Source organism: Halopseudomonas pelagia CL-AP6, from assembly GCF_000410875.1.
GTDB classification, from domain to species: Bacteria; Pseudomonadota; Gammaproteobacteria; order Pseudomonadales; family Pseudomonadaceae; genus Halopseudomonas; species Halopseudomonas pelagia.
Map to the genome: position 1 here is coordinate 43,618 of NZ_AROI01000020.1, position 20,101 is coordinate 63,718.

General features: G+C 59.8%; 23 protein-coding genes. 2 read left to right on the top strand and 21 right to left on the bottom strand.

Annotation, left to right across the window (positions count from 1 at the left end):
* Positions 1–183: 183 nt before the first annotated feature.
* The 10 genes from K787_RS0114800 to K787_RS0114845 form a co-directional block, all read right to left on the bottom strand.
* Positions 184–1,344: an iron-containing alcohol dehydrogenase gene (locus tag K787_RS0114800; RefSeq protein WP_022963586.1), complete on the bottom strand. Its 1,161-nt coding sequence runs from the start codon at positions 1,342–1,344 to the stop codon at positions 184–186.
* A 207-nt stretch (positions 1,345–1,551) separates the two neighbouring features.
* Positions 1,552–2,751 carry a radical SAM family heme chaperone HemW gene (hemW, locus tag K787_RS0114805; protein WP_052185390.1) on the bottom strand — a complete coding sequence of 400 codons (1,200 nt, stop codon included), beginning with the start codon at positions 2,749–2,751 and terminating at the stop codon, positions 1,552–1,554.
* Between the two features lie 5 nt (positions 2,752–2,756).
* The gene (gene rdgB, locus K787_RS0114810; protein WP_022963588.1) at positions 2,757–3,365 is read right to left on the bottom strand and encodes an RdgB/HAM1 family non-canonical purine NTP pyrophosphatase; all 609 of its coding nucleotides are present in this window, start codon (positions 3,363–3,365) and stop codon (positions 2,757–2,759) included.
* On the bottom strand, positions 3,358–3,795 hold the full coding sequence (locus tag K787_RS0114815) for a DUF4426 domain-containing protein (RefSeq protein WP_022963589.1): 438 nt from the start codon (positions 3,793–3,795) through the stop codon (positions 3,358–3,360). Before K787_RS0114815 ends, rdgB begins: the two co-directional genes overlap by 8 nt.
* A 29-nt stretch (positions 3,796–3,824) precedes the next feature.
* A complete protein-coding gene (gene metW / locus K787_RS0114820; protein ID WP_028614971.1) occupies positions 3,825–4,415 on the bottom strand; it encodes a methionine biosynthesis protein MetW in 591 nt (196 codons plus the stop codon).
* Positions 4,416–4,417: 2 nt separating this feature from the next.
* A complete protein-coding gene (gene metX / locus K787_RS0114825) occupies positions 4,418–5,560 on the bottom strand; it encodes a homoserine O-succinyltransferase MetX (RefSeq protein WP_022963591.1) in 1,143 nt (380 codons plus the stop codon).
* A 68-nt stretch (positions 5,561–5,628) separates the two neighbouring features.
* On the bottom strand, positions 5,629–5,949 hold the full coding sequence (locus K787_RS0114830; RefSeq protein WP_022963592.1) for a DUF167 family protein: 321 nt from the start codon (positions 5,947–5,949) through the stop codon (positions 5,629–5,631).
* Positions 5,950–5,977: 28 nt separating this feature from the next.
* Positions 5,978–6,568, bottom strand: a complete 591-nt coding sequence (locus K787_RS0114835; protein ID WP_022963593.1) for a YggT family protein — start codon at positions 6,566–6,568, stop codon at positions 5,978–5,980.
* Between the two features lie 9 nt (positions 6,569–6,577).
* Positions 6,578–7,396, bottom strand: a complete 819-nt coding sequence (gene proC, locus K787_RS0114840) for a pyrroline-5-carboxylate reductase (RefSeq protein WP_022963594.1) — start codon at positions 7,394–7,396, stop codon at positions 6,578–6,580.
* A 4-nt stretch (positions 7,397–7,400) separates the two neighbouring features.
* A complete protein-coding gene (locus K787_RS0114845; RefSeq protein ID WP_022963595.1) occupies positions 7,401–8,102 on the bottom strand; it encodes a YggS family pyridoxal phosphate-dependent enzyme in 702 nt (233 codons plus the stop codon).
* Positions 8,103–8,179: 77 nt separating this feature from the next.
* On the opposite strand from K787_RS0114845, the gene K787_RS0114850 reads away from it, so the two are divergent.
* A complete protein-coding gene (locus tag K787_RS0114850; protein WP_022963596.1) occupies positions 8,180–9,214 on the top strand; it encodes a type IV pilus twitching motility protein PilT in 1,035 nt (344 codons plus the stop codon).
* A 63-nt stretch (positions 9,215–9,277) separates the two neighbouring features.
* Positions 9,278–10,414 (top strand): PilT/PilU family type 4a pilus ATPase, encoded by a 1,137-nt coding sequence (locus tag K787_RS0114855; RefSeq protein WP_022963597.1) that lies wholly within the window; start codon positions 9,278–9,280, stop codon positions 10,412–10,414.
* A gap of 8 nt (positions 10,415–10,422) precedes the next feature.
* On the opposite strand, the gene siaD is transcribed toward K787_RS0114855, so the two are convergent.
* The 11 genes from siaD to gshB form a co-directional block, all read right to left on the bottom strand.
* Positions 10,423–11,229, bottom strand: coding sequence for a biofilm regulation diguanylate cyclase SiaD (gene siaD / locus K787_RS0114860; protein WP_022963598.1), 807 nt, complete (start codon positions 11,227–11,229; stop codon positions 10,423–10,425).
* A gap of 2 nt (positions 11,230–11,231) precedes the next feature.
* Positions 11,232–11,606 (bottom strand): biofilm regulation phosphoprotein SiaC, encoded by a 375-nt coding sequence (gene siaC / locus K787_RS0114865; RefSeq protein WP_022963599.1) that lies wholly within the window; start codon positions 11,604–11,606, stop codon positions 11,232–11,234.
* Positions 11,607–11,626: 20 nt separating this feature from the next.
* Positions 11,627–12,169, bottom strand: coding sequence for a biofilm regulation protein kinase SiaB (gene siaB, locus K787_RS0114870; protein ID WP_022963600.1), 543 nt, complete (start codon positions 12,167–12,169; stop codon positions 11,627–11,629).
* 54 nt (positions 12,170–12,223) lie between these two features.
* The gene (gene siaA, locus K787_RS0114875; RefSeq protein WP_022963601.1) at positions 12,224–14,218 is read right to left on the bottom strand and encodes a biofilm regulation protein phosphatase SiaA; all 1,995 of its coding nucleotides are present in this window, start codon (positions 14,216–14,218) and stop codon (positions 12,224–12,226) included.
* Positions 14,219–14,244: 26 nt separating this feature from the next.
* Positions 14,245–15,516, bottom strand: a complete 1,272-nt coding sequence (locus K787_RS0114880; RefSeq protein WP_022963602.1) for a dihydroorotase — start codon at positions 15,514–15,516, stop codon at positions 14,245–14,247.
* A complete protein-coding gene (locus K787_RS23325) occupies positions 15,507–16,550 on the bottom strand; it encodes an aspartate carbamoyltransferase catalytic subunit (RefSeq protein ID WP_022963603.1) in 1,044 nt (347 codons plus the stop codon). Before K787_RS23325 ends, K787_RS0114880 begins: the two co-directional genes overlap by 10 nt.
* A 7-nt stretch (positions 16,551–16,557) precedes the next feature.
* A complete protein-coding gene (pyrR, locus tag K787_RS0114890) occupies positions 16,558–17,070 on the bottom strand; it encodes a bifunctional pyr operon transcriptional regulator/uracil phosphoribosyltransferase PyrR (RefSeq protein WP_022963604.1) in 513 nt (170 codons plus the stop codon).
* Positions 17,067–17,504 carry a Holliday junction resolvase RuvX gene (gene ruvX / locus K787_RS0114895; RefSeq protein ID WP_022963605.1) on the bottom strand — a complete coding sequence of 146 codons (438 nt, stop codon included), beginning with the start codon at positions 17,502–17,504 and terminating at the stop codon, positions 17,067–17,069. The genes pyrR and ruvX overlap by 4 nt, the downstream gene beginning before the upstream one ends.
* The gene (locus K787_RS0114900) at positions 17,504–18,073 is read right to left on the bottom strand and encodes a YqgE/AlgH family protein (RefSeq protein ID WP_028614972.1); all 570 of its coding nucleotides are present in this window, start codon (positions 18,071–18,073) and stop codon (positions 17,504–17,506) included. The genes ruvX and K787_RS0114900 overlap by 1 nt, the downstream gene beginning before the upstream one ends.
* 60 nt (positions 18,074–18,133) lie before the next feature.
* The gene (locus K787_RS0114905) at positions 18,134–19,042 is read right to left on the bottom strand and encodes an energy transducer TonB (RefSeq protein WP_022963607.1); all 909 of its coding nucleotides are present in this window, start codon (positions 19,040–19,042) and stop codon (positions 18,134–18,136) included.
* Between the two features lie 65 nt (positions 19,043–19,107).
* The gene (gene gshB / locus K787_RS0114910; protein WP_022963608.1) at positions 19,108–20,070 is read right to left on the bottom strand and encodes a glutathione synthase; all 963 of its coding nucleotides are present in this window, start codon (positions 20,068–20,070) and stop codon (positions 19,108–19,110) included.
* Between the last annotated feature and the right edge of the window lie 31 nt (positions 20,071–20,101).

Genomic DNA, 20,101 nt, shown 5'->3' on the forward strand with positions numbered 1-20,101 from the left:
CTTCTCTCAGGAAGCGTGGTTCCACTAATCACGGGTTCGGCATCGGCGGCCTTGGGCGACACCCTCCTTAGACACGCCGTAAACCCATCCCTGGGGGCTCGACTGCGCCCGTCCTGGGCGCAGACGGTCTACTGCGGGTATCACCCAAGGCCGCCTGGCATTGGTGTTGTCTGCTGGAAAAAACTAAAACGCTTCGCGATAAATCGCCAGTGCATCTGTTTCGGTCATTTCCCGTGGATTATTAACCAGCAGGCGCTGTTGCAGCATCGCGTCCTTGGCCAGTTGTGGCAGGCTGTCTTCGGGTACGCCGGCATCACGTAGGCGCGAGGGCAGGTTGCAGCGTGGGCTGAGGTCGGCCAGTGCGGCTACCAGCTGTTCGGTCAGGCTGGTGGCATTGCCGGGTTTCAGGTCGGTGACCAGTAGTGGTGCCAGTTCGGCATACAAATGTTCGGCGGCGGGGGCGTTAAAGCCGATCACCGTGGGCAGTACCAGGGCGTTGGATAGGCCATGGGGAATATGGAAATGGCCGCCCAGCGGATAGGCTAATGCATGCACTGCAGCAACTGGCGCGTTGGCGAAGGCTTGGCCAGCGAGCAGTGCGCCGAGCAGCATGGCCTGGCGGGCTTCGCGGTTGCTGCCGTTATGCACGGCTTCGTCCAGATTGGCCGCCAGTAAACGCAGTGCTTCGCGGGCGAGCATGTCGGACAGGGGGTTCTTTTTGATCTTGCTGGTATACGCCTCGATCGCATGCACCATGGCATCGATGCCGGTTGCGGCGGTAACGGCTGGCGGCAGGCCCAGGGTCAGGTCGGCATCCAGCAGGGCCATATCCGGCAGCAGGATCGGCGAGACCACGCCCATCTTGGTGGTTTCGCCAGTGGTGATAATGGAGATCTGCGTGACTTCCGAGCCAGTGCCGGCGGTGGTCGGCACCTGGATCAGCGGCAGGCGCTGACCCTTGGCATTGCCGACGCCGTAGATATCGGCCAACTGTTGCTGACAGCCGGGATGCGCGAGAAAGGCCACCAGCTTGGCTACGTCCATGGAGCTGCCGCCGCCGAAACCGATCACCAGATCGGCGTGCATGGCTCGGCCCTGTTCGACTGCGGCCATGACCACCGACTCTGGCGGGTCGGCCTGTACGGCATCGAAAATGTCTACCGCCATTCCGGCTTTGGCAAAGCCTGGCAGTATCTCGTTGAGCATGCCCAGTTTGGTGATGCCCGGATCGGTGACGATCAGCACGCGGGTGGCGCCGCGCTCCTTGCAGAGTTCGGCCAGACGAATGGCCGAGCCGGATTCGCAGAGAATCTGGGCGGTGGTGGCAAACAGGAAGGGAGACATGGGTACCTCGGTAAATGAGACAGTTTGCGATACTGTATGGGGGCGGGGGCTGGGCTGCAAGTGGTAGGCGACCGGTGAAGGTCAAACCCTTCGCGGCGGGGCCGTCGCTCCCACCGGCTGTGCTACTACCATGCAGCTTCTACCGGGGAGGGCCGCACACTTTGTTGGTAGGAGCGGCGGCCTCGCCGCGAAGGGGTTGGCTGGCCACTAAAGAAACATTTCCAGCAAATCATTAAGAAACAGCCGGCCACGCTCGGTCGGGCGCAGCTGCTGGTCCCAGGGTTCGAGCAGGCCTTTGCGCACGGCTTCATTCAGCACAGGCGCAATCGCTTCAATCGGCTGGCCGGTGCGGGCCAGGTAATACGCGGTGGGCACGCCATCGCTCAGGCGCAGGGCATTCATCAGGAAATCGAACGGTAGATCACCCGCAGTAATGACCTTGCGGCCGGCGCAGTAGTCTTTGCCCGGATCCAGGTAATCCTTGGGCAGGCGGGTCTTCCAGTAGCGTTCGATACGGCCGTCGGGATGGCTTAGCTTGCCGTGGGCACCGGCGCCGATACCGAGAAAGTCGCCGTACTGCCAGTAATTCAGGTTGTGCCTGGCCTGGCGGCCCGGCTGGGCGTAGGCGGAGACTTCGTATTGTGCTAGCCCCGCTTGCGCAAGCCTGGCCTGGCCGGCCTCCTGAATGGCCCATAGTGTGTCTTCAACTGGCAAAATCGGCGGCTGACTGTAGAACACCGTATTGGGCTCCAGGGTCAGCTGGTACCAGGACAAATGCTCTGGCCCCAGCGCGATGGCCTGGTTGATATCCGCCATGGCATCGTCCAGGGACTGGTCCGGCAGGCCGTGCATCAGGTCCAGGTTGAGGTTGTCGAAGCCAGCCTTGCGTGCCATGGCTACCGCTGCCAGGGCTTCCTGATCGTCATGAATACGCCCCAACGCCTTGAGGTGGCGGGCGTTGAAGCTCTGGATGCCGATCGACAGGCGATTAATGCCGGCCGCCCGGTAGCCGGCAAACTTGGCTTGCTCGAAGGTGCCGGGGTTGGCTTCCAGGGTGATTTCGATATCCGTGGCGAAGTTCAAGCGACTGGCCATGGCGTCGAGCAGGCGGCCGAGACTCTCTGCGGAAAACAGGCTGGGCGTGCCGCCGCCAAAAAAGATTGAGGTCAGTTCGCGGTCTTGTTCGCACCCCTGGGCGCCGGGCAGGTCCAGCTCCAGGTCGGCAATCAGCGCGTCTACGTACTCGGCTTCAGGCAGGCCTTGCGCACTGACGTGCGAATTGAAGTCGCAATAGGGGCATTTGCGTACGCACCAGGGGATATGCACATAGGTCGCCAGGGGCGGCAACGGCAAGTTGTCCGAGTGACTGGCTGGGCTGGCTTGCCGTTTGGAGCTGGTCGCGTGCAGCTTGGTCAATTGAGTCCCAGCCGCGTACGCAATTGCGCCATGGCCTTGGCGCGGTGACTTAGGTGGTTTTTCTCCGCTGGGCTGAGTTCAGCGCTGGAGCAGTTGGCTTCGGGTGCCCAGAACAGTGGGTCGTAGCCAAAACCATGATCGCCGCGGGGCGCGTTGAGGATGCTGCCGTGCCAGACGCCTTCACAGATAATCGGCGTGGGGTCTTCGGCATGCAGCATCAACACCAGAACGGAAATAAACCGGGCACCGCGCTGCTCGGTGGGTAGCCCTTCAAGCGCCTCCAGCAGTTTGGCATTGTTTGCGGCGTCACCGCCGGCACCGGCGTAGCGGGCGGAATAGATGCCGGGGGCACCAGCTAACGCATCCACGGCAATACCGGAATCGTCCGCCAGCGCCGGCAACCCCGAAGCGCTGCAGGCATGACGCGCCTTGATGATGGCGTTCTCGACGAAGCTGAGGCCGTCTTCGACCGCTTCCTCGGCCACAAACTGGTTTTGCGGCAACACTGTGACCTGCTCGCCGAGCATGGCTTGCAGTTCTTTGAGTTTGCCGGGATTGCCGCTGGCGAGAATCAGTTGCTGAAAGGGCAGGCGCACATCATTCATCGGGGAAGAACTCCTGCTGGAAGCGCAGGGTTTGCGCAGTGCCGCCGGTGCTCGGGCGGACCTCTACCTCAAAGCGCAACAGGCCGCGCTGGGTAGAGGTGTAATTGGCGACAAAGTAGATTGACTCCTCTTCCTGCAAACGGATAAATCGCAGCGTCGACCTCTGACCCAGCATATTGGTCACGTTGCCGGTCAGAATGGCATCGACCGCAACCGGACCCTCGGCTGTCTGGCGTTGCACGGCAATGCTGACCACGCCGTGGGTGGGGCCGCGCGTCAGCCCGGTGTTGGCCGCGATATCGGGTTGCAGATAGCTGCTGTTGAAGGTGTTGTAGTACACCAGCAGATCGCCGAAGCGCTGCGGGCTGGTTTGCTGGGCGCTGGCGAGTGCGGGCAGCAGGAGCAGGCTCAAGAGCAGGGCGCGGAACATGATGATTCTCCTTCAGGGGCTATTTAGGCCTAGCGGGTAACCCGGTAAATGGCGATTTCGCCCAATAAATTCGGCCACAGGCCGCTGAGTACACCGCTGCGGTGGGTCTGATCGACCACCAGGCGGTCAAGGATGCGAATCGAGCGCTCACGGCACAGCGCTTCGAAATCCTTGAAGGTGCAGAAGTGGATATTGGGCGTGTTATACCAAGTGTAGGGCATGAACTCGGAGACCGGCATGCGACCCTTTGTACCCAGATATAAACGGCAGCGCCAATGGGCGAAGTTGGGGAAGGTCAGGATCGCCTCGCGGCCGATGCGCAGCATCTCTTCCAGCACCTGATCGGGGTAGTGCACGGCTTGCAAAGCCTGGGTCATCAGTACGCTGTCAAAGGTGTTGTCACCAAAATTGCTCAGGCCGGTATCCAGATTCTGCTCGATCACGTTGACGCCGTTGTTGATGCAGGCGTTGATCTTCTCCGGGTCGATCTCCAGGCCATAGCCGGTGACCTTGCGCTGCTCGGACAGGTAGCGCAGCAGTTCGCCGTCGCCACAACCCAGATCCAGCAACCGGCTACCCGGCTTGATCCACTCCTGAATGATTTCCAGATCTGCGCGCATGCTCATGCGTCCACCTCGATTTGGTTCATGTACGCTTGCAAGGCCTGCACATAGCGGGGAATCGGCAGCAGGAAGGCGTCGTGGCCCTGGGCTGCTTCAATTTCCAGGTAGCTGACCTGCTTGCGCGCGGCGAGCAGGGCGTCGACCAGTTCGCGTGAGCGCGCCGGCGAGAAGCGCCAGTCGGTGGTGAACGACATGACCATGCAGCGCGCCTGAATACCTTCCAGCGCTTTCGCCAGGTTGCCATCATGGACGCCAGCGGGGTCGAAATAATCCAGCGCCTTGGTCATCAGCAGATAGGTGTTGGCGTCAAAGCGCTCTGAGAATTCCTGACCCTGGTAGCGTAGGTAGCTTTCCACCTGAAACTCGACACTGGTGAAGTCGTAATTGAGCACATCGGTACGCAGCTCGCGGCCGAATTTCTCGCCCATGGAGTCGTCTGACAGATAGGTAATATGCCCGACCATGCGCGCCAGCATCAGCCCGCGTTTGGGGATCACACCGAAGGCGGCGTAATCGCCGTTGTGGAAATCCGGATCGGTGATGATTGCCTGGCGCGCCACTTCGTTAAAGGCGATATTCTGCGCCGAGAGTTTCGGTGCCGTGGCAATCGCCAGGCAGTGGCGAATACGCTGCGGGTAACTGATCGCCCATTGCAGCGCCTGCATGCCGCCCAGGCTGCCACCAACCACCGCGGCCCAGGTGTCTATGCCCAGTTGGTCGGCCAGCAGCGCCTGGCTGTGCACCCAGTCCTCCACGGTCAGCACCGGGAAGCTGGCGCCATAGGGCTTGCCGGTCGCCGGATTGATGCTCGAGGGGCCGGTGGAGCCGTGGCAGCCGCCCAAGTTGTTGAGGCTGACAACAAAGAAGCGGTTGGTGTCGATGGCTTTGCCCGGGCCGATGCAGGCGTCCCACCAACCCGGCTTGCGCTCATCTGCGCTGTGAAAGCCGGCGGCGTGATGGTGGCCGGACAGCGCATGGCAGATCAGCAGCGCATTGCTGCGGCTGGCATTCAGTTGGCCGTAGGTTTCATACACCAGCTCGAACTGTTCCAGGGACTTGCCGCAGGCGAGTTTCAAGGGCTCGCTGAAGCTAAGGCGCTGGGGTGTTACCAGTCCGACGGAGTCGGCAGGGAATGTCGACATGAATAGGCAGTTCCTTTATAGGTTGGCGGTGGCCAGCCAGGGGCGGTGCCAACAATCGAGGCGCCAGTCTAAAGAGCGCCACCGCTGGACGCAATATTTCCCAGCGGGGCGATGCCTAGCATCTCTGGCAGTCGCTCGGGTGCCTGGATAAGTACGCGTTTCTGCCTGCTTTGCTGACCGCTGAGCAAGCTGACCTGCCGTTTGCTGACGGCGAATTCCTCTGCCAGAAATGCCAGCAATAACAGATTGGCCTTGCCATCAACCGGTGGAGCGCTGATGCGGATTTTCAGTCGTTCGCCGTGCTGCCCGGCAAAACCCATGGTTTTGGCGCCGGGCTGCAGATGGCAATCGAGGATCAGATCGGCGCCGCGCCAGTGATAGAAGCTCACTAGTTATGCCTTTTTCGGGGCCGCCTAATCAGATTGCCAGCGTCAGTCCGCGCGGCATACCGGTCGCGGCGGCGATGTTGGCAATGATCAGCATGTCGAACAAGCGTAGCGCGATAAAGCCGAAAATCGGCGACAGATCTAGCCCGCCCATCGACGGCAGAATTTTGCGGATCGGCGCAAGCACGGGTTCACATAGCTGGTGCACCAGCAGCGCGGCGGGGTTGCTGCTGGTGGGCGCGACCCAAGACAGGATCACGCTGATGATCAGCGCAAAGAAGAAGATCTTCAGGAACAGCGCGGTCAGCGCGATCATCGACCAGACCAGCAATTGCAGTACGTTCGGCAAGGCATAGCCCATCAGCTTGATGATCACCGTCATCAGCAGCATCTGCAGGATCAAGGCAAGTACCAGAGAGGCAAAGTCGATACCGCCAAAGCCGGGGATTACTCGGCGCACAGGCATCAGCAGTGGTTTGGTGGCGCGCACAATGAACTGGGAGACCGGGTTGTAGAAGTCGGCCTTGACCAGTTGCAGCACGAAGCGCAGCAGTACGATAAGCAGGTACAGACTGCCGAGGGTCTGGACGATGTAGATGGCGGCCATATTAACGCTGTTCATGCGATTTCCTCAGGCTAGTTCTTTGGTCATTTCGGCGGCGCGTGCGGCGGCGGCCTGCATGGCGCGCGCGACGATCGCAGGCAGGTCATCTTCGGCAAAGCTGTTGATCGCGCGCTCGGTGGTGCCGCCGGGGGAACACACGCGGCGGCGCAGCTCGGCCGCATCCACGTCACTGTGCACGGCCATATCGGCGGCGCCCAGGGCGGTGAATAGCGTCAGGCGCTCAGCGGTGTCGCGCGGCAGGCCGAGTTGTTCGCCGGCGGCGGTCATGGCTTCCATCATGTAGAAGAAGTAGGCCGGGCCGCTGCCGGACACGGCGGTTACTGCGTCGATCAGCTCTTCGCGCTCCAGCCACAGGCTGATACCCACGGCGTTGAGGATAGCTTCGGTTTGTTGCTTTTGCGTGTCGCTGACCTGTGCGTTGGCGAACAGACCGCTGACACCCTGGCGGCGTAGCGAGGGGGTGTTAGGCATGCAGCGGACGATGGCTGTGCCGCTACCCAACCAGCTTTCCAGGCTGGCGCAGCTGATGCCCGCCGCAATGGAGATGATCAATTGGCCTGATTTGCGCTGTGCCGGCAGGGCGCGACAGACTGCCTGCATCACCTGCGGCTTGACTGCCAGCACCAGGACGTCACATTCGGCGGCAAGCAGATCATTATCTGTGCCAGTGCGAATGCCGAACTGCTTGCCCAGTCGCTCGGCCTGCTCGGCGGTGCGATCGCTGGCCAGAATCTGGCCGGGCTTGATGTTCTGCTGCAGCATGCCGCCGATCAAACTGGTGGACATGTTGCCGGCGCCGATGAATCCGATGGTCGGAGCGCTCATGGGGTTATCCTTGCTCGGAATGGGTGGGGGGGTGAATGCGCTCGCCGAACAGCGCGGTGCCGATGCGCACCTGAGTAGCGCCTTCCTGCACGGCTTCGGTCAGGTCATCGCTCATGCCCATAGACAGTGTATCCAGTGGCAAAGGCAAGGCCTGCAAGGCTTCGCGCAGGGCTTTCAGCGGCGCACGGCGGCCTTCGCTATCCGATGCGGGTGCGGGTATCGCCATCAGGCCGCGTAACTTCAGGTTGGGCAGCGTAGCGACCTCGGCGGCCAACGCCGCCAGCTCCTCGGGTAATACGCCGGATTTGCTAGGCTCGCGACTGATGTTTACCTGTAAACAGATGTTCAAGGGGGGCAGGTCAGCGGGCCGCTGCTCGGACAGCCGCCGGGCGATTTTCAGCCGATCTACGCCATGCACCCAGTCGAAATGTTCGGCGATGGATTTGGTCTTGTTCGACTGGATGGGGCCAATGAAATGCCATACCAGCGGCAGCTCGCTCAACTGCGCCTGCTTATCCAGGGCTTCCTGCAGATAGTTCTCGCCCACATGTCTTATGCCAGCGGCCCAGGCGTCACGTATCGCGCTGGCTGGACGGGTTTTGCTGACAGCAATCAAGGTGACCTCTTGAGGATTGCGCCCGGCACCGAAGGCAGAACGCTGAATACGCTCATGAACGTTTGCAATATTCTCTGCTATCGTAGACATTACGGACATTAAAACCTGCCAATCTAAGAAAAATCTTCTGGCATTCTACATGCTTGCTGGTTGTTATGGGGAACCCTATGGATATTACCGAGCTGTTAGCCTTCAGCGCCAAACAGGGCGCGTCGGACTTGCACCTGTCGGCCGGACTGCCGCCCATGATTCGTGTCGATGGCGATGTACGCCGCATCAACGTACCCGCTATGGATCACAAGATGGTTCATGGTCTGATCTACGACATCATGAACGACAAGCAGCGCAAGGATTTCGAAGAATTTCTGGAAACGGACTTTTCCTTTGAGGTGCCCGGTGTGGCGCGCTTCCGGGTTAACGCCTTCAACCAGAATCGCGGCGCCGGTGCGGTGTTCCGGACCATCCCCTCGAAAGTGCTGAGCATGGACGATCTGGGCATGGGCGATGTGTTCAAGAAAATTTCTGATGTGCCGCGTGGTCTGGTACTGGTGACCGGGCCGACCGGCTCGGGCAAATCCACCACCCTAGCCGCCATGCTCGACTATCTGAACAACACCAAATATCAGCACGTATTGACCATCGAAGACCCGATCGAATTCGTTCACGAGTCGAAAAAGTGCTTGGTCAACCAGCGCGAAGTACACCGCGATACACTGGGTTTTGCCGAGGCCCTGCGTTCGGCACTGCGTGAAGACCCGGACATCATCCTGGTGGGTGAGATGCGTGACCTGGAAACCATTCGGCTGGCGCTTACCGCTGCAGAAACCGGTCACCTGGTGTTTGGCACCCTGCACACCACCTCCGCAGCCAAAACCATCGACCGTGTAGTCGACGTGTTTCCGGCCGAGGAGAAATCCATGGTGCGCTCGATGTTGTCCGAATCGCTGACGGCGGTGGTATCACAAACGCTGCTGAAGAAGATCGGTGGCGGCCGGGTAGCGGCCCACGAGATCATGATCGGCACGCCGGCCATTCGTAACCTGATTCGTGAAGACAAGGTGGCGCAGATGTATTCGGCTATTCAAACCGGCGGCAACATCGGTATGCAGACGCTGGATATGTGCCTCAAGAGCCTGGTCGCCAAGGGCCTGGTTACCAAGGAAAGTGCGCGCGAAAAAGCCAAGAATACTGACGGATTCTAACGCGCAGCAATTATAGCGGTGCAGGCGTGAATGCCTGTACCCAGGAGTGAGAAGAGGCACATCATGGAGTTTGAAAAACTGTTGCGGCTGATGGTTGAAAAGGGTGCATCAGACCTTTTCATCACTGCCGGCGTTGCCCCGAGTATGAAGGTCAACGGCAAGATACTGCCCGTCACCAAGACGCCCCTGTCGCCCGAACAAACGCGCGAAACGGTGCTTGGCGTGATGACCGAGTCCCAGCGCCGTGAATTCGCCGAAAAGCGTGAGTGCAACTTTGCTATCAGTGCCCGCGGGATCGGCCGCTTCCGGGTCAGCGCCTTCTACCAGCGCAACCTGGTGGGCATGGTGTTGCGCCGTATCGAAGTGAATATTCCGAGTATGGAAGAACTGCGTCTTCCGGAAATACTCAAGCAGCTGTCAATGACCAAGCGCGGTCTGGTGATTTTTGTTGGTGCCACCGGTACCGGCAAGTCCACCTCTCTGGCATCAATGATCGGTTACCGCAACAAGAATTCCAGCGGCCACATCATTACCATCGAAGACCCGATCGAGTTTATTCACCAGCATCAGAACTGCATCGTTACCCAGCGCGAGGTCGGCATCGATACCGATTCTTTCGAAGTAGCGCTGAAGAACACTCTGCGTCAGGCGCCGGATGTGATTCTGATCGGTGAAGTACGTACCAAGGAAACCATGGACCACGCGGTGGCCTTCGCTGAAACCGGCCACCTGTGCCTGGCGACGCTGCACGCCAACAATGCCAACCAGGCGCTGGACCGGATCATTCATTTCTTTCCCACCGAAATGCATCAGCAGGTGTGGATGGATCTGTCCCTGAACCTAAAGGCAATCGTTGCCCAGCAACTGATTCCGACGCCGGACGGCAAGGGTCGCCGAGCGGCGATTGAAGTATTGCTGAATACGCCACTGGCGGCAGACATGATTCGCAAGGGTGAAGTGCACGAGCTCAAGCCGTTGATGGCGCGCTCTACCGAGCTGGGTATGCAGACCTTTGATCAGGCCTTGTATCGGCTCTATAGCCAAGGCGAGATCACCTATGAAGATGCTTTGCTGCATGCCGACTCGGCCAACGATCTGCGCCTGTTGATCAAGCTGGGCTCAGAAACCGACGGCAAGCAGCTGATGGGCAGCAAGAATGATTTTGCTCTGGAGGGCGACGACGAGGATCACCGCCGCTAACGCGGTGATTAGTTGGCAGCGGCGTCAGGTACTGCCAGTTCGATGCGGTCACGGCCGGAGCGTTTGGCCAGCAGCAGGGCAAGATCTGCCTGATTGATGGTGTCAGAGTAACTGCAGCCCTGCTGATACTCTGCCACGCCAATGCTGGCGGTTGCTCTAATGGTTTCTTCTCCATTGCGCACTACCAGGTTGGCTATGGATGTGCGGATACGCTCCATGACTTGGGCCGCGTGCTCCAAATTGGTTTCCGGCAGGATAATCAAAAACTCTTCTCCTCCCCAGCGTCCGCACAGGTCCTGTTCCCGCACTTCAGCATCCAGTACGCGGGAAATCTCCACCAGCACCAAATCGCCTAGCTCGTGCCCGTGATCATCGTTGATCGATTTGAACCGATCAATATCGAGCATGGCGATGCTGAACGAGCGGTTGTACCTGCGCGCGCGCTCGGTTTCTTCCTTGAGCCGTTCCAGCAGTAGCCGGCGATTGCCCAAGCCCGTCAACGGGTCATGGTTGGACGCCTCACGCAGGGCCAGGTTCAGGTCGTGCATCATTTTCTGATAGTGGTCGGAAATCCGTGCCACTTTGCTCAACTGACGCAGTTGCTTGTTAAGGCGCTCGGTCAGGGTTAGCTCGTTTTCCTTGGCAAGGGTCTGATAGACATCCGAAATGCGGCTGATACGGTCAATCCGCCGGGCTAGATCGCGGTGCGCGGACCAGAGTCGTTCCAGCGGCTCATAAAGAGCGTTCTGGCGGGTGCTTTCATCGGCCAGTAGCTCTTCTATCAATGCTTCCAGAGATTTATCGGCGCCAGCCATAATCAGCCACTGAGTATGTCGAAGGGAAAGGAGCAGTCTTCCTTGAATTCCTCAGCCAACTCGGCGACGCGCTCATTGCGAGTGTCGTAGTGCCATTTCACACTGACCGATTTGCCCTCGCCGTGGGCCGCTTCGAGTTGGTCGAAAATATCCATTAGCGCTTTGATGCTGCTGGTATTTAAATACAGCAGGTGCAACTGGAGACTCAATGGGCGAGCGTTGTCGCGCAAATATTTCTCGATCCAGTCAAACACCTGGGTGAACAGTTCAAAGGAGTTTTCCGGGTAAGAATCGCCCTGCATGTACAGTAAACCCGCTTCCCAGTCGCTGCGGATCTCGGGGGTGGACTGGGTGCCGGGTATTGAAAAATCATTCATGTCGTTTAACTCGTTTACCTTCAGATAACAGCGCGCAGGCTGAGAAAACCCCGACCTTCGGTCACTGGGCGCAAAGAGGCATGGAGCGGCTGGCTGGACTTACGCGCGATGTCGATCAAGCCCAGTCCTGCACCGCTGCTTTTCTCCGCGTTTCGCGGTTTGCGCAGTTGCTCCTTGTACAGCGCTTTGAGTTCGGCCTTGTCCAGCCCGGCCAGATCGTTGACCGCCTGGAGCAGCGTCTCACCATCGCGCTGTTCCACCAGGTTGCCGGCCGAAACAACATAATGGCCCTCGGCATCACGCGAGACCACAACCGTGGCCCCCGACTCCTGCTCGCTCCAACCGCGGACCCGTGCATAGTGGCTGATGTTCTGGGTCATTTCGATATAAACGGCGAAGACATCCATCGCCGCAGAGGGGTGTGCGTGGTCGGCGCTGAGATAGTTACGCAGTGCGTTGCCTATTTCTTCAATCAGACTGCGCGATATAGGTCCGTTAAAACACAGCATAATTTGCTGGTTGTCGAACCGCTCGCGCATGGCAAACAAGTCAATCGTATCCATCACTGCTCCATTAAGGCAGGGTTGTCATCGGAGGCCAGGGCAAGCCCGGGCTGGTCAATCGAAACGAAAACACAACAGGGTAATGTCGTCACGCTGAGCATAGTCACCCTGGTAGACGGCCAGAGTGTCACTGAAAGCGTCGCTTTGCTGCTCCAACGGTAGCCGTGCGTGCTGTACTAGCATATCGGCAAAGCGGCTGTTGCCAAAGCCAAAACCGTTCTCGCCACCGGCCTGATCCAGAAAGCCATCGGTACTCAAGTAAAAGGTACGGCCGGATTTCAGGGCAACGCTCTGGTTGACATACTGCGTCTGGCGCTTGTCGCCCAGTGCCCGCTTGGCGCCCGGTATCAGGTCGACGCGTTCGCCGTCACTGTAGTACAACGCAATCTTGGCCCCGGCAAAAATGACCTCGCGCTGGTCCAGATTTACGTAGGCCAGGCCTACATCCATATTAGTTGCCAAGGCTTTGTATTCCGGCGCATCACTGAGCATCTTGCGAATGATCTGGTCGGTGCGTTGCAGCACGCCTGCTGGATCGAGCATGCCGCAGTCACTGATGGCTTGATCCAGTGCGGCGTGCGCGAGCATGGTCATCAGTGCGCCGGGGACGCCATGGCCAGCGCAATCCACTACGCCGAGCAGGCAATGCTGACCTTCATTGCGGAACACATAGAAGTCGCCACCGACCACATCCCTGGGCCGCCATAGCACCGCATGATGCTCACCCAGAGCGCTGACCAGTTCGCGATCGGGCAGGATCGAACGCTGAATCAGGCTGGCATAGTCAATCGAGTCGCCGATTTTCTTTTGTGCGTTGGCCATTTCCTGGTTAGCCTGCTCTAGCTCGCTGGTACGCTCTTGCACGCGCTGTTCTAGCTCAAGAGTATGGTGCCTGACCTTGTTGGCCATGATGCCGAAGGCCGTATTCAATTCTCCGATTTCGTCGTCACGGGCCGCCGGCATCTGTACATCGTAGCGGCCGGCCGCCATGGCCTGAGCACTGCGCTTGAGTTGGCGCAGAGGGTTGAGCAGCAGGCGTTCTATTGCCAATGCAAAAAGCAGCATCAGTACCAGAATCAGTCCGCCCAGGGCGAAAAGAATGGGCAGCAGCCACTGGCTGTCTATGACCTGAGCACTGTCCAGGTCCACCCCGTTGGCGACGAACCAGCCCAGCTCTGGCAGATAGCTCAGCGCGAGTAATTGAGGTTCGCCATCGAGCGTGACCCGCAGCGTGACCACGCTGTCTGGTTCAGCCAGAGCGCGTAGCATCGCGCTGCGCACTTCATTGCGCTGAGCCTCGTCGGCAAGCATGCCAAACAGACTGAATTGCTCTTGCGCATTGGCGTCAGCGCCGGAGTTCAGGGCAATCAGGTCGGCATTCTGGTGTGCTTGAATGGCGCCATTCTGGTCGAATATCATCGGGCTTACGCCGGGTACATCGCTGGCGATGAAGTCGCGCACGAAGTCCGACAGGTCCAGCCCCGAGCCGGCCAACCCGATGGTAGTGCCGTCGTGGTCATTAACCAGGATATTGAACCAAACCTTAGTGGTGTTCAGCGTAGGGTTAAAGTCGACGTTAATGTTGTACAGCTCGGTGTCGCGCAGCGTGCTGAAGAACCAGCTGTCGGCGGCTTTATTCGCGTCGAGAATATAGCGTGGTTGCTGGTTGAGAGGTTCGTCGTCACTGTTGAAATAGTAGCCTTGACTCGACACGCTGCCGATAAAGTAGGCATGGTCGCGAAAATCCTTGCGGTAACCTTCAGCTTCGATGAAAAACAACTCGCGCTTGGCTTCATCCGCTTCATCCAACAACCATTGGCGGGTAACTTCAGAATCAGCCAGGCGCAGTGATAGGGCCAGTTCCCGGGAAATGGGCGCGCGGATTTTCTCCCGGTTCAGCAGCGTGGCATTGCGCGCATAGCCATCACCGAAATGCGCATGGATGCTTTGCAATGCCAGCCAGCCGATTAGCGCAGCGGGCACCAGCGCCAGCAGACAAGCCAGCAGCAGGGCCAGCAATGATTTGCCGCGTAAGCCAAAAGTTGCCATAGCACTCGACCCTCTTCCTTGTTTTGTCAGGCCTGATAAACCAGCTTGCCGTGGCTGATAGTGTGGGTGACTTTGCAGGGTGCCCCCGTGCCGATAAACGGACAGTTGGCGCCCTTGGACAGCCAGTTATGGCCAATCAGGCTCGCCGCCACCGGGTCAAAAAGGGTGATGTCCGCGCGCTCGTGGAGGCTGATTGAACCTGCGGGCAGGTTCAGCGCGCGGGCCGGTCCACAGGTCAGGCGTGCCAGTAGCGCAGGCAACTCCAGCAAGCCATCGGCGACCAGTGTCAGTGCTAGCGGCAGGAGTATCTCGACGCTGCTGATGCCTGGCGCGGAAGCGGCAAAGGGCACGCGTTTAGCTTCCTGCTCATGGGGCTGGTGGTGCGATGCGATGGCTTGCACCACGCCGCTTTGAACGGCCTGACGCAGCGCATGGCGATCCTGCCTGCTGCGCAGCGGGGGTTGTACGTGCAACAGGCTGGAGAAACCTTCCAGATCCTCGTCACACAACAGTAACTGATACATGGCCACGTCTGCGCTGACGCGCAAGCCGCGGGCCTGGGCGTCGGCTAGCATATCCATGGCGCGGGCACTGGTCAGGCCGCTGAAGTGCGCCTGTACGCCAGTCTGTTCGACCAGCAGCAGGTCCCGAGCCAGGGCTACGGTTTCGGCTGTTTCCGGAATCCCGACCAGCCCCATACGGGCGGCAGTGGCACCTTCATGAGCGCTGCCGCCTTCGGCAATGTCCGGGTCCTGGGGCATAAAGACCACGGGCAGGTCGAAGCTGGCCGCATACTCCAGCGCGCGGCGCAGAATGCGGTTGCTTTTCATCGGTGCCAGACCCTGGGTAAAGGCCACACAGCCAACATCCCGCAGGGCCACCAGCTCGCTCAAATGTTCGCCATCCAGCCCGCGCGTCAGCGCGCCAAAGGGGAACACGCGGACCTGGCCGGCCTGAGCGCAGCGATCCAGAATCAGTTCGGCTACCGCGGGTGTATCCAGTACCGGTAGCGTATCGGGCAGGCTGCACAGGCTGGTTACGCCGCCAGCGGCGGCGGCGCGGGTTTCGCTGTCGATGCTGCCCTTGCGGGTGTGGCCGGGTTCGCGCAGGCTGACATTCAAATCCACCAGCCCGGGGCTGGCAATCAGTCCGCGGGCGTCGATGCGCTGGTTGGCAGTGAAGCCTTCCGGGGCCTCGCCGATGCCGACGATATGGCCGGCGGCGATATGCAGATCGGTAATCTGGTCCAACTGGCTGGCCGGGTCAATGACCCGGGCGCCTTCAATTGTCAGTCGCATGCTGGGGTTTCCTGACCTGATTTCCTGACCTGGTTAGCTAACAGGATTTCCTGGTTGTGCTGGCGCTGGGCGTTTTGTCCGGTCATGGCCATGGACATCACGGCCATGCGCACGGCGATCCCGTAGGTCACCTGATTGAGGATCACCGACTGGGCGCCATCGGCGACTTCGGATTCGATTTCCACCCCGCGATTGATGGGCCCAGGGTGCATGACCAAGGCATCCGGCTTGGCCAGCGCCAGGGTTTCCCGGGTCAGGCCATAGAGCCGGTAGTACTCGCCTTCACTGGGCAGCAAGCCGCTTTGCATACGTTCTTTCTGCAGGCGCAGCATGATCACTACGTCGACATCGCGGAGGCCGACACGCAGATCGTTGAATACGCGCACGCCGTATTGCTCTATGCCGGCCGGCAGTAAGGTACGCGGGGCGATCACGCGAATATCCGGGCAGCCGAGGGTTTTCAGCGCCTGCATATTCGAGCGGGCCACGCGCGAATGCAAAATGTCTCCGACGATCGCCACTGACAGCTTAGTGAAGTCGCCCCGATGACGGCGTATGGTCAGCATGTCGAGCATCGCCTGGGTCGGGTGTGCGTGATTGCCGTCGCCGGCGTTGATAATCGCCACATCCGGACAGACGTGCCCAGCGATAAAATGCGCGGCCCCGGAGTCGCCGTGGCGGACCACGAACATGTCCGCGGCCATGGCCTCCAGATTGCGCAGGGTATCGTAGAGAGTTTCGCCCTTGCTGGTCGAGGAGGTCTGAATATTCAGGTTAAGTACGTCGGCTGAGAGCCGCTTGGCCGCTAGCTCGAAGGTGGTACGGGTGCGGGTCGAATTCTCGAAGAACACATTGCACACGGTTTTGCCGCGCAGCAGCGGCACCTTCTTCACTGCCCGTTCGCCGACCTCCAGAAAGGAGTCGGCGGTGTCGAGCAGCTCGGTGAGCAGCTCGCGGGACAGGCCTTCGATGGTCAGAAAGTGCCGCAGCTGACCCTGGAAATTGAGTTGCAGATGGCTGGGTGGGGTGCTCATGGGCCTCTCAGTGTGTGGCAACAGGGTTCAGGGTGAGCTGCAGCGGGTCAGGGCCGGTCAGTTTTACCCGCTGGCCGGCGGGCAGGGCCAGACTGCTGCCCAGCACATCAGCGCGTATGGGCAATTGCCGTGCTTCGATGTCCAGCAAGGTTACCAGGGTAACGGACGCAGGCCGGCCGTAATCGAACAACTCATTGAGTGCGGCGCGGATGGTGCGCCCGGTCATCAGCACGTCATCGACCAGAATCAGGTGGCGATCATCTACCGAGAAGGGCAGCTCGGAGGGCTGAACCCCCGGCTGCAGCCCGTTTTGGGCAAAGTCATCGCGATAGAAGGCGATATCCAGTGTGCCCAGCGGCGCATCCGGCAAGCACAAACCACGCAGCTGTTCTGCCACCCACACGCCACCGGTATGAATGCCAACGAAGGCTGGATCCTCAATTTGGTGCTGGGTCAGGTAGTCGGTTAGTTCGCCAGCCATGCGTTGCAGCAACGGGCCGACCTCGGGTAGGGCGCTCATGGCGTCTCCTTGGGTTGGTCGCCAAGCCAGGTTTCCAGCAGCAGGGCGGCGGCCAGACTGTCCACCGGGTTGTCCCGGTAGCTGGTCGGGCTGCGTCCGCTGTCGCGCAGGCTCTGTTTGGCTTCGAATGTGGAAAGGCGTTCGTCGATGCAGTGTACCGGCAGGTTATAACGGCCATGCAGGCGGCGGGAAAATTTCTCTGCGCGGCCGCTCATCTCGCTGGGGCTGCCATCCATGTTAAGCGGTAAGCCGACCACCAGAGTGTCGGGCTTCCACTCGGCAATCAGACGAGCAATGTCATCCCAGTTGGGTACTCCATCTTTGGCGCGCAGCACGGCTACCGGCTCGGCGCGGCAGGTCAGCGTTTGGCCGACCGCAACGCCTATCTGCTTGGTGCCGTAATCGAAGGCCATGGCTCGTTGCGGTGCTGCCATCAAGCGTGCCCGGCCTGGCTGGTAAGCAGACGCAGGTCTATGCCCAGGCTGCGCGCGGCGGCCAGCAAGCGCTCTTCACTGGGTAGCTCGAACAATATGTGCGGGTCGGCAGGGCAGCTCAGCCAGACGTTGTCAACCAGCTCCTGGTCTAGCTGGCCAGCGTCCCAGCCAGCATAACCCAGGGCGATCAGCACCTCGGAAGGACCGATCCCATGCGCCATGTCGAGCAGAATGTCGCGCGAGGTGGTCAGTTGCATTTGTCCCAGGTCCATACTGGCCTCCCACTGCTCTGGGCCCCGGTGCAGTACGAAGCCGCGCTCGGTCTGTACTGGTCCGCCGTTATAAATAGGGAAGCTGGCAACCTTGCCGGGCTGATCTACGGCCGGTTGCAGTTGTTCGAGTATATCGGCCAGATGCAGGTCGCTGGGTTGATTGACGACCAACCCCATGGCGCCGTCCTTGTTATGGTGACACAGGTAGATCAGGCTGTTGACGAAACGCGGATCTGCCATATGCGGCATGGCAATCAGGAAATGATGCTTGAGGTAGTTCGCATTGGTTTGGCTCATGCCCATAGTATTGGGCTTTGCGCGAGAAGCTTCAAGCGCCAAAGGGCCGCACACAGGGTCTCAGAAACTGGAAACCCGGTCGCCGGGCTCAAAACGCCAGGTACGAATAATCTCCAGCACGTCGACATCCATCAGGTCGCCGGTGAAAGGCGCATAGGGTGCTGCCAAACGCACGATGCGTAGCGCGGCGTTGTCCAATACCCGGTGTCCGGAGGACTCCAGTACCTGTACTTCGCGCAGGGTGCCGTCGCGGTTGATCGAAACGAGCATGCGCAGGCTGCCGTAAATGCCGTTGTCACGTGCTTCGGCAGGGTAGTTCTGATTACCGATACGCTCGACCTTGCGGCGCCAGGCATCTTTATAATAAGCGCCCTTGTCCTGCATGGTCGACGCGGCATTGAGGCGATGTACGCGAGGCCGATTGGCGTATTGCTGACGCTCTTCGGCGAGCTGTGCCTCGAGGCTGGCTATTTCCTGCGACAAGCGAGTGATGTCAAAGCGTTGCAAGGTCACGCTGGTGTCTACCGGCTCGGGTGTCGGCGGGGCTTTGACCACGCGTTCGGGTTGCGGCGCGGTGGTGGTGACCACTTGCTGTTCGCGGACCGGTTCGGGCTCCGGAGCGCTCGCCTCCTGTGGCGGGGCGACCTCGTTGATTTCGGTGTCCTGAAACACTGCTTCTTCAGTGGTGCTGGGGGCGGCCTTGTGTTCCAGCGTGCCGCTACCCTCCTGATTCATCTGCGCCAGATAGTCGGCTTTTTCCGGCTGTTGCTCGGAAGGCTGGGTCGCCAGGGTGATCTCCAGGGTCTTGGAGAGTTCGCTGGGTGTTGGCAGATCAAAGGTGATGCCAAGAATCACCAGGGCATGCAGGACCGCTGCCAGAAACAAGGTAAAACCCAGGCGATCGCGGGCCGTAACCACAGGGGGCTCAGGCTGATTGGCGATATCCGGGGGTGTCACGGCTTTATTCATGCTGTCCGTAGGCTGGCGGCGGCTGACATTTTCCTGCGAAGTCTGCCGCGCCCGTCGTCAAAAGTCTATGCGCCCCTGCGTGCTTTGAGACGTTGATCAATGACGTCCATCAGCTGGCCGCCAATATCGGTGTGATAGGCAGCGTCAATTTCGCGGATGCAGGTTGGGCTGGTCACATTGATCTCGGTCAGATAGTCGCCAATCACGTCCAGCCCGACAAACAGGAGGCCGCGTTCGCGCAGGCTGGGTCCGACCTGATTGGCGATCCAGCGATCGCGCTCGGTTAGCGGTCTGGCTTCGCCGCGACCACCGGCGGCCAGGTTGCCGCGCGTCTCGCCATGCTGTGGGATACGTGCCAGACAGTAGGGCACGGGCTCACCGTCGATCATCAGAATGCGCTTGTCGCCATCCTCTATCTCGGGCAAATACCGCTGGGCCATGATCTGTTGCTGACCAAACTGAGTCAGGGTCTCGATAATCACACTGAGGTTCGGATCGTTCTCCTGGATACGAAAAATCATCGATCCGCCCATTCCATCGAGCGGTTTGAGAATAACGTCACGGTGTTTTTTTGCAAAAGCGCGCAGAATGCTCGCGCGGCGGGTAACAACATGTTCTGGCGCGCATTGAGGGAACTGCGTGGCAAACAGCTTTTCGTTGCAGTCGCGCAAGCTGGCAGGTCGGTTGACGACCATGGCGCCGGCGCGTTCGGCGGCTTCGAGAATGTGTGTCGCGTAGAGAAACTCGTTGTCGAAGGGCGGATCCTTGCGCATCAGAATCACATCCAGCTCGGCCAGCGGCCTGTGTTGATGCTCTTCCAGGTCGAACCAATGCTGCGGATCGGCATGAACCTTGAGTGCGCGCATGCAGCCCATGGCTTTCCCATCGGCCAGATAGAGGTCCTGGGGCTCCATGTAGTGCAGCTCCCAGCCCCGCGTTTGAGCGGCCAGTAACATGGCCAGTGAGCTGTCTTTCTTATACTGGATCGCGTGTATCGGATCCATGACGATGCCAAGGCTAATGCGCATAAGGTGGTCGGTCCGCATGTATAGTTGAGCA

Bases quoted from the DNA above. Each gene is read 5' to 3' on its own strand.
- K787_RS0114800 (WP_022963586.1), bottom strand. From the start codon at position 1,344: ATGTCTCCCTTCCTGTTTGCCACCACCGCCCAGATTCTCTGCGAATCC.
- rdgB (WP_022963588.1), bottom strand. From the start codon at position 3,365: ATGAATGATGTGCGCCTGCCCTTTCAGCAACTGATTCTCGCCAGCGGC.
- K787_RS0114815 (WP_022963589.1), bottom strand. From the start codon at position 3,795: ATGTTCCGCGCCCTGCTCTTGAGCCTGCTCCTGCTGCCCGCACTCGCC.
- metW (WP_028614971.1), bottom strand. From the start codon at position 4,415: ATGCGCGCAGATCTGGAAATCATTCAGGAGTGGATCAAGCCGGGTAGC.
- metX (WP_022963591.1), bottom strand. From the start codon at position 5,560: ATGTCGACATTCCCTGCCGACTCCGTCGGACTGGTAACACCCCAGCGC.
- K787_RS0114835 (WP_022963593.1), bottom strand. From the start codon at position 6,568: ATGAACAGCGTTAATATGGCCGCCATCTACATCGTCCAGACCCTCGGC.
- proC (WP_022963594.1), bottom strand. From the start codon at position 7,396: ATGAGCGCTCCGACCATCGGATTCATCGGCGCCGGCAACATGTCCACC.
- K787_RS0114845 (WP_022963595.1), bottom strand. From the start codon at position 8,102: ATGTCTACGATAGCAGAGAATATTGCAAACGTTCATGAGCGTATTCAG.
- K787_RS0114850 (WP_022963596.1), top strand. From the start codon at position 8,180: ATGGATATTACCGAGCTGTTAGCCTTCAGCGCCAAACAGGGCGCGTCG.
- K787_RS0114855 (WP_022963597.1), top strand. From the start codon at position 9,278: ATGGAGTTTGAAAAACTGTTGCGGCTGATGGTTGAAAAGGGTGCATCA.
- siaD (WP_022963598.1), bottom strand. From the start codon at position 11,229: ATGGCTGGCGCCGATAAATCTCTGGAAGCATTGATAGAAGAGCTACTG.
- siaC (WP_022963599.1), bottom strand. From the start codon at position 11,606: ATGAATGATTTTTCAATACCCGGCACCCAGTCCACCCCCGAGATCCGC.
- siaB (WP_022963600.1), bottom strand. From the start codon at position 12,169: ATGGATACGATTGACTTGTTTGCCATGCGCGAGCGGTTCGACAACCAG.
- siaA (WP_022963601.1), bottom strand. From the start codon at position 14,218: ATGGCAACTTTTGGCTTACGCGGCAAATCATTGCTGGCCCTGCTGCTG.
- K787_RS0114880 (WP_022963602.1), bottom strand. From the start codon at position 15,516: ATGCGACTGACAATTGAAGGCGCCCGGGTCATTGACCCGGCCAGCCAG.
- K787_RS23325 (WP_022963603.1), bottom strand. From the start codon at position 16,550: ATGAGCACCCCACCCAGCCATCTGCAACTCAATTTCCAGGGTCAGCTG.
- pyrR (WP_022963604.1), bottom strand. From the start codon at position 17,070: ATGAGCGCCCTACCCGAGGTCGGCCCGTTGCTGCAACGCATGGCTGGC.
- ruvX (WP_022963605.1), bottom strand. From the start codon at position 17,504: ATGGCAGCACCGCAACGAGCCATGGCCTTCGATTACGGCACCAAGCAG.
- K787_RS0114900 (WP_028614972.1), bottom strand. From the start codon at position 18,073: ATGAGCCAAACCAATGCGAACTACCTCAAGCATCATTTCCTGATTGCC.
- K787_RS0114905 (WP_022963607.1), bottom strand. From the start codon at position 19,042: ATGAATAAAGCCGTGACACCCCCGGATATCGCCAATCAGCCTGAGCCC.
- gshB (WP_022963608.1), bottom strand. From the start codon at position 20,070: ATGCGCATTAGCCTTGGCATCGTCATGGATCCGATACACGCGATCCAG.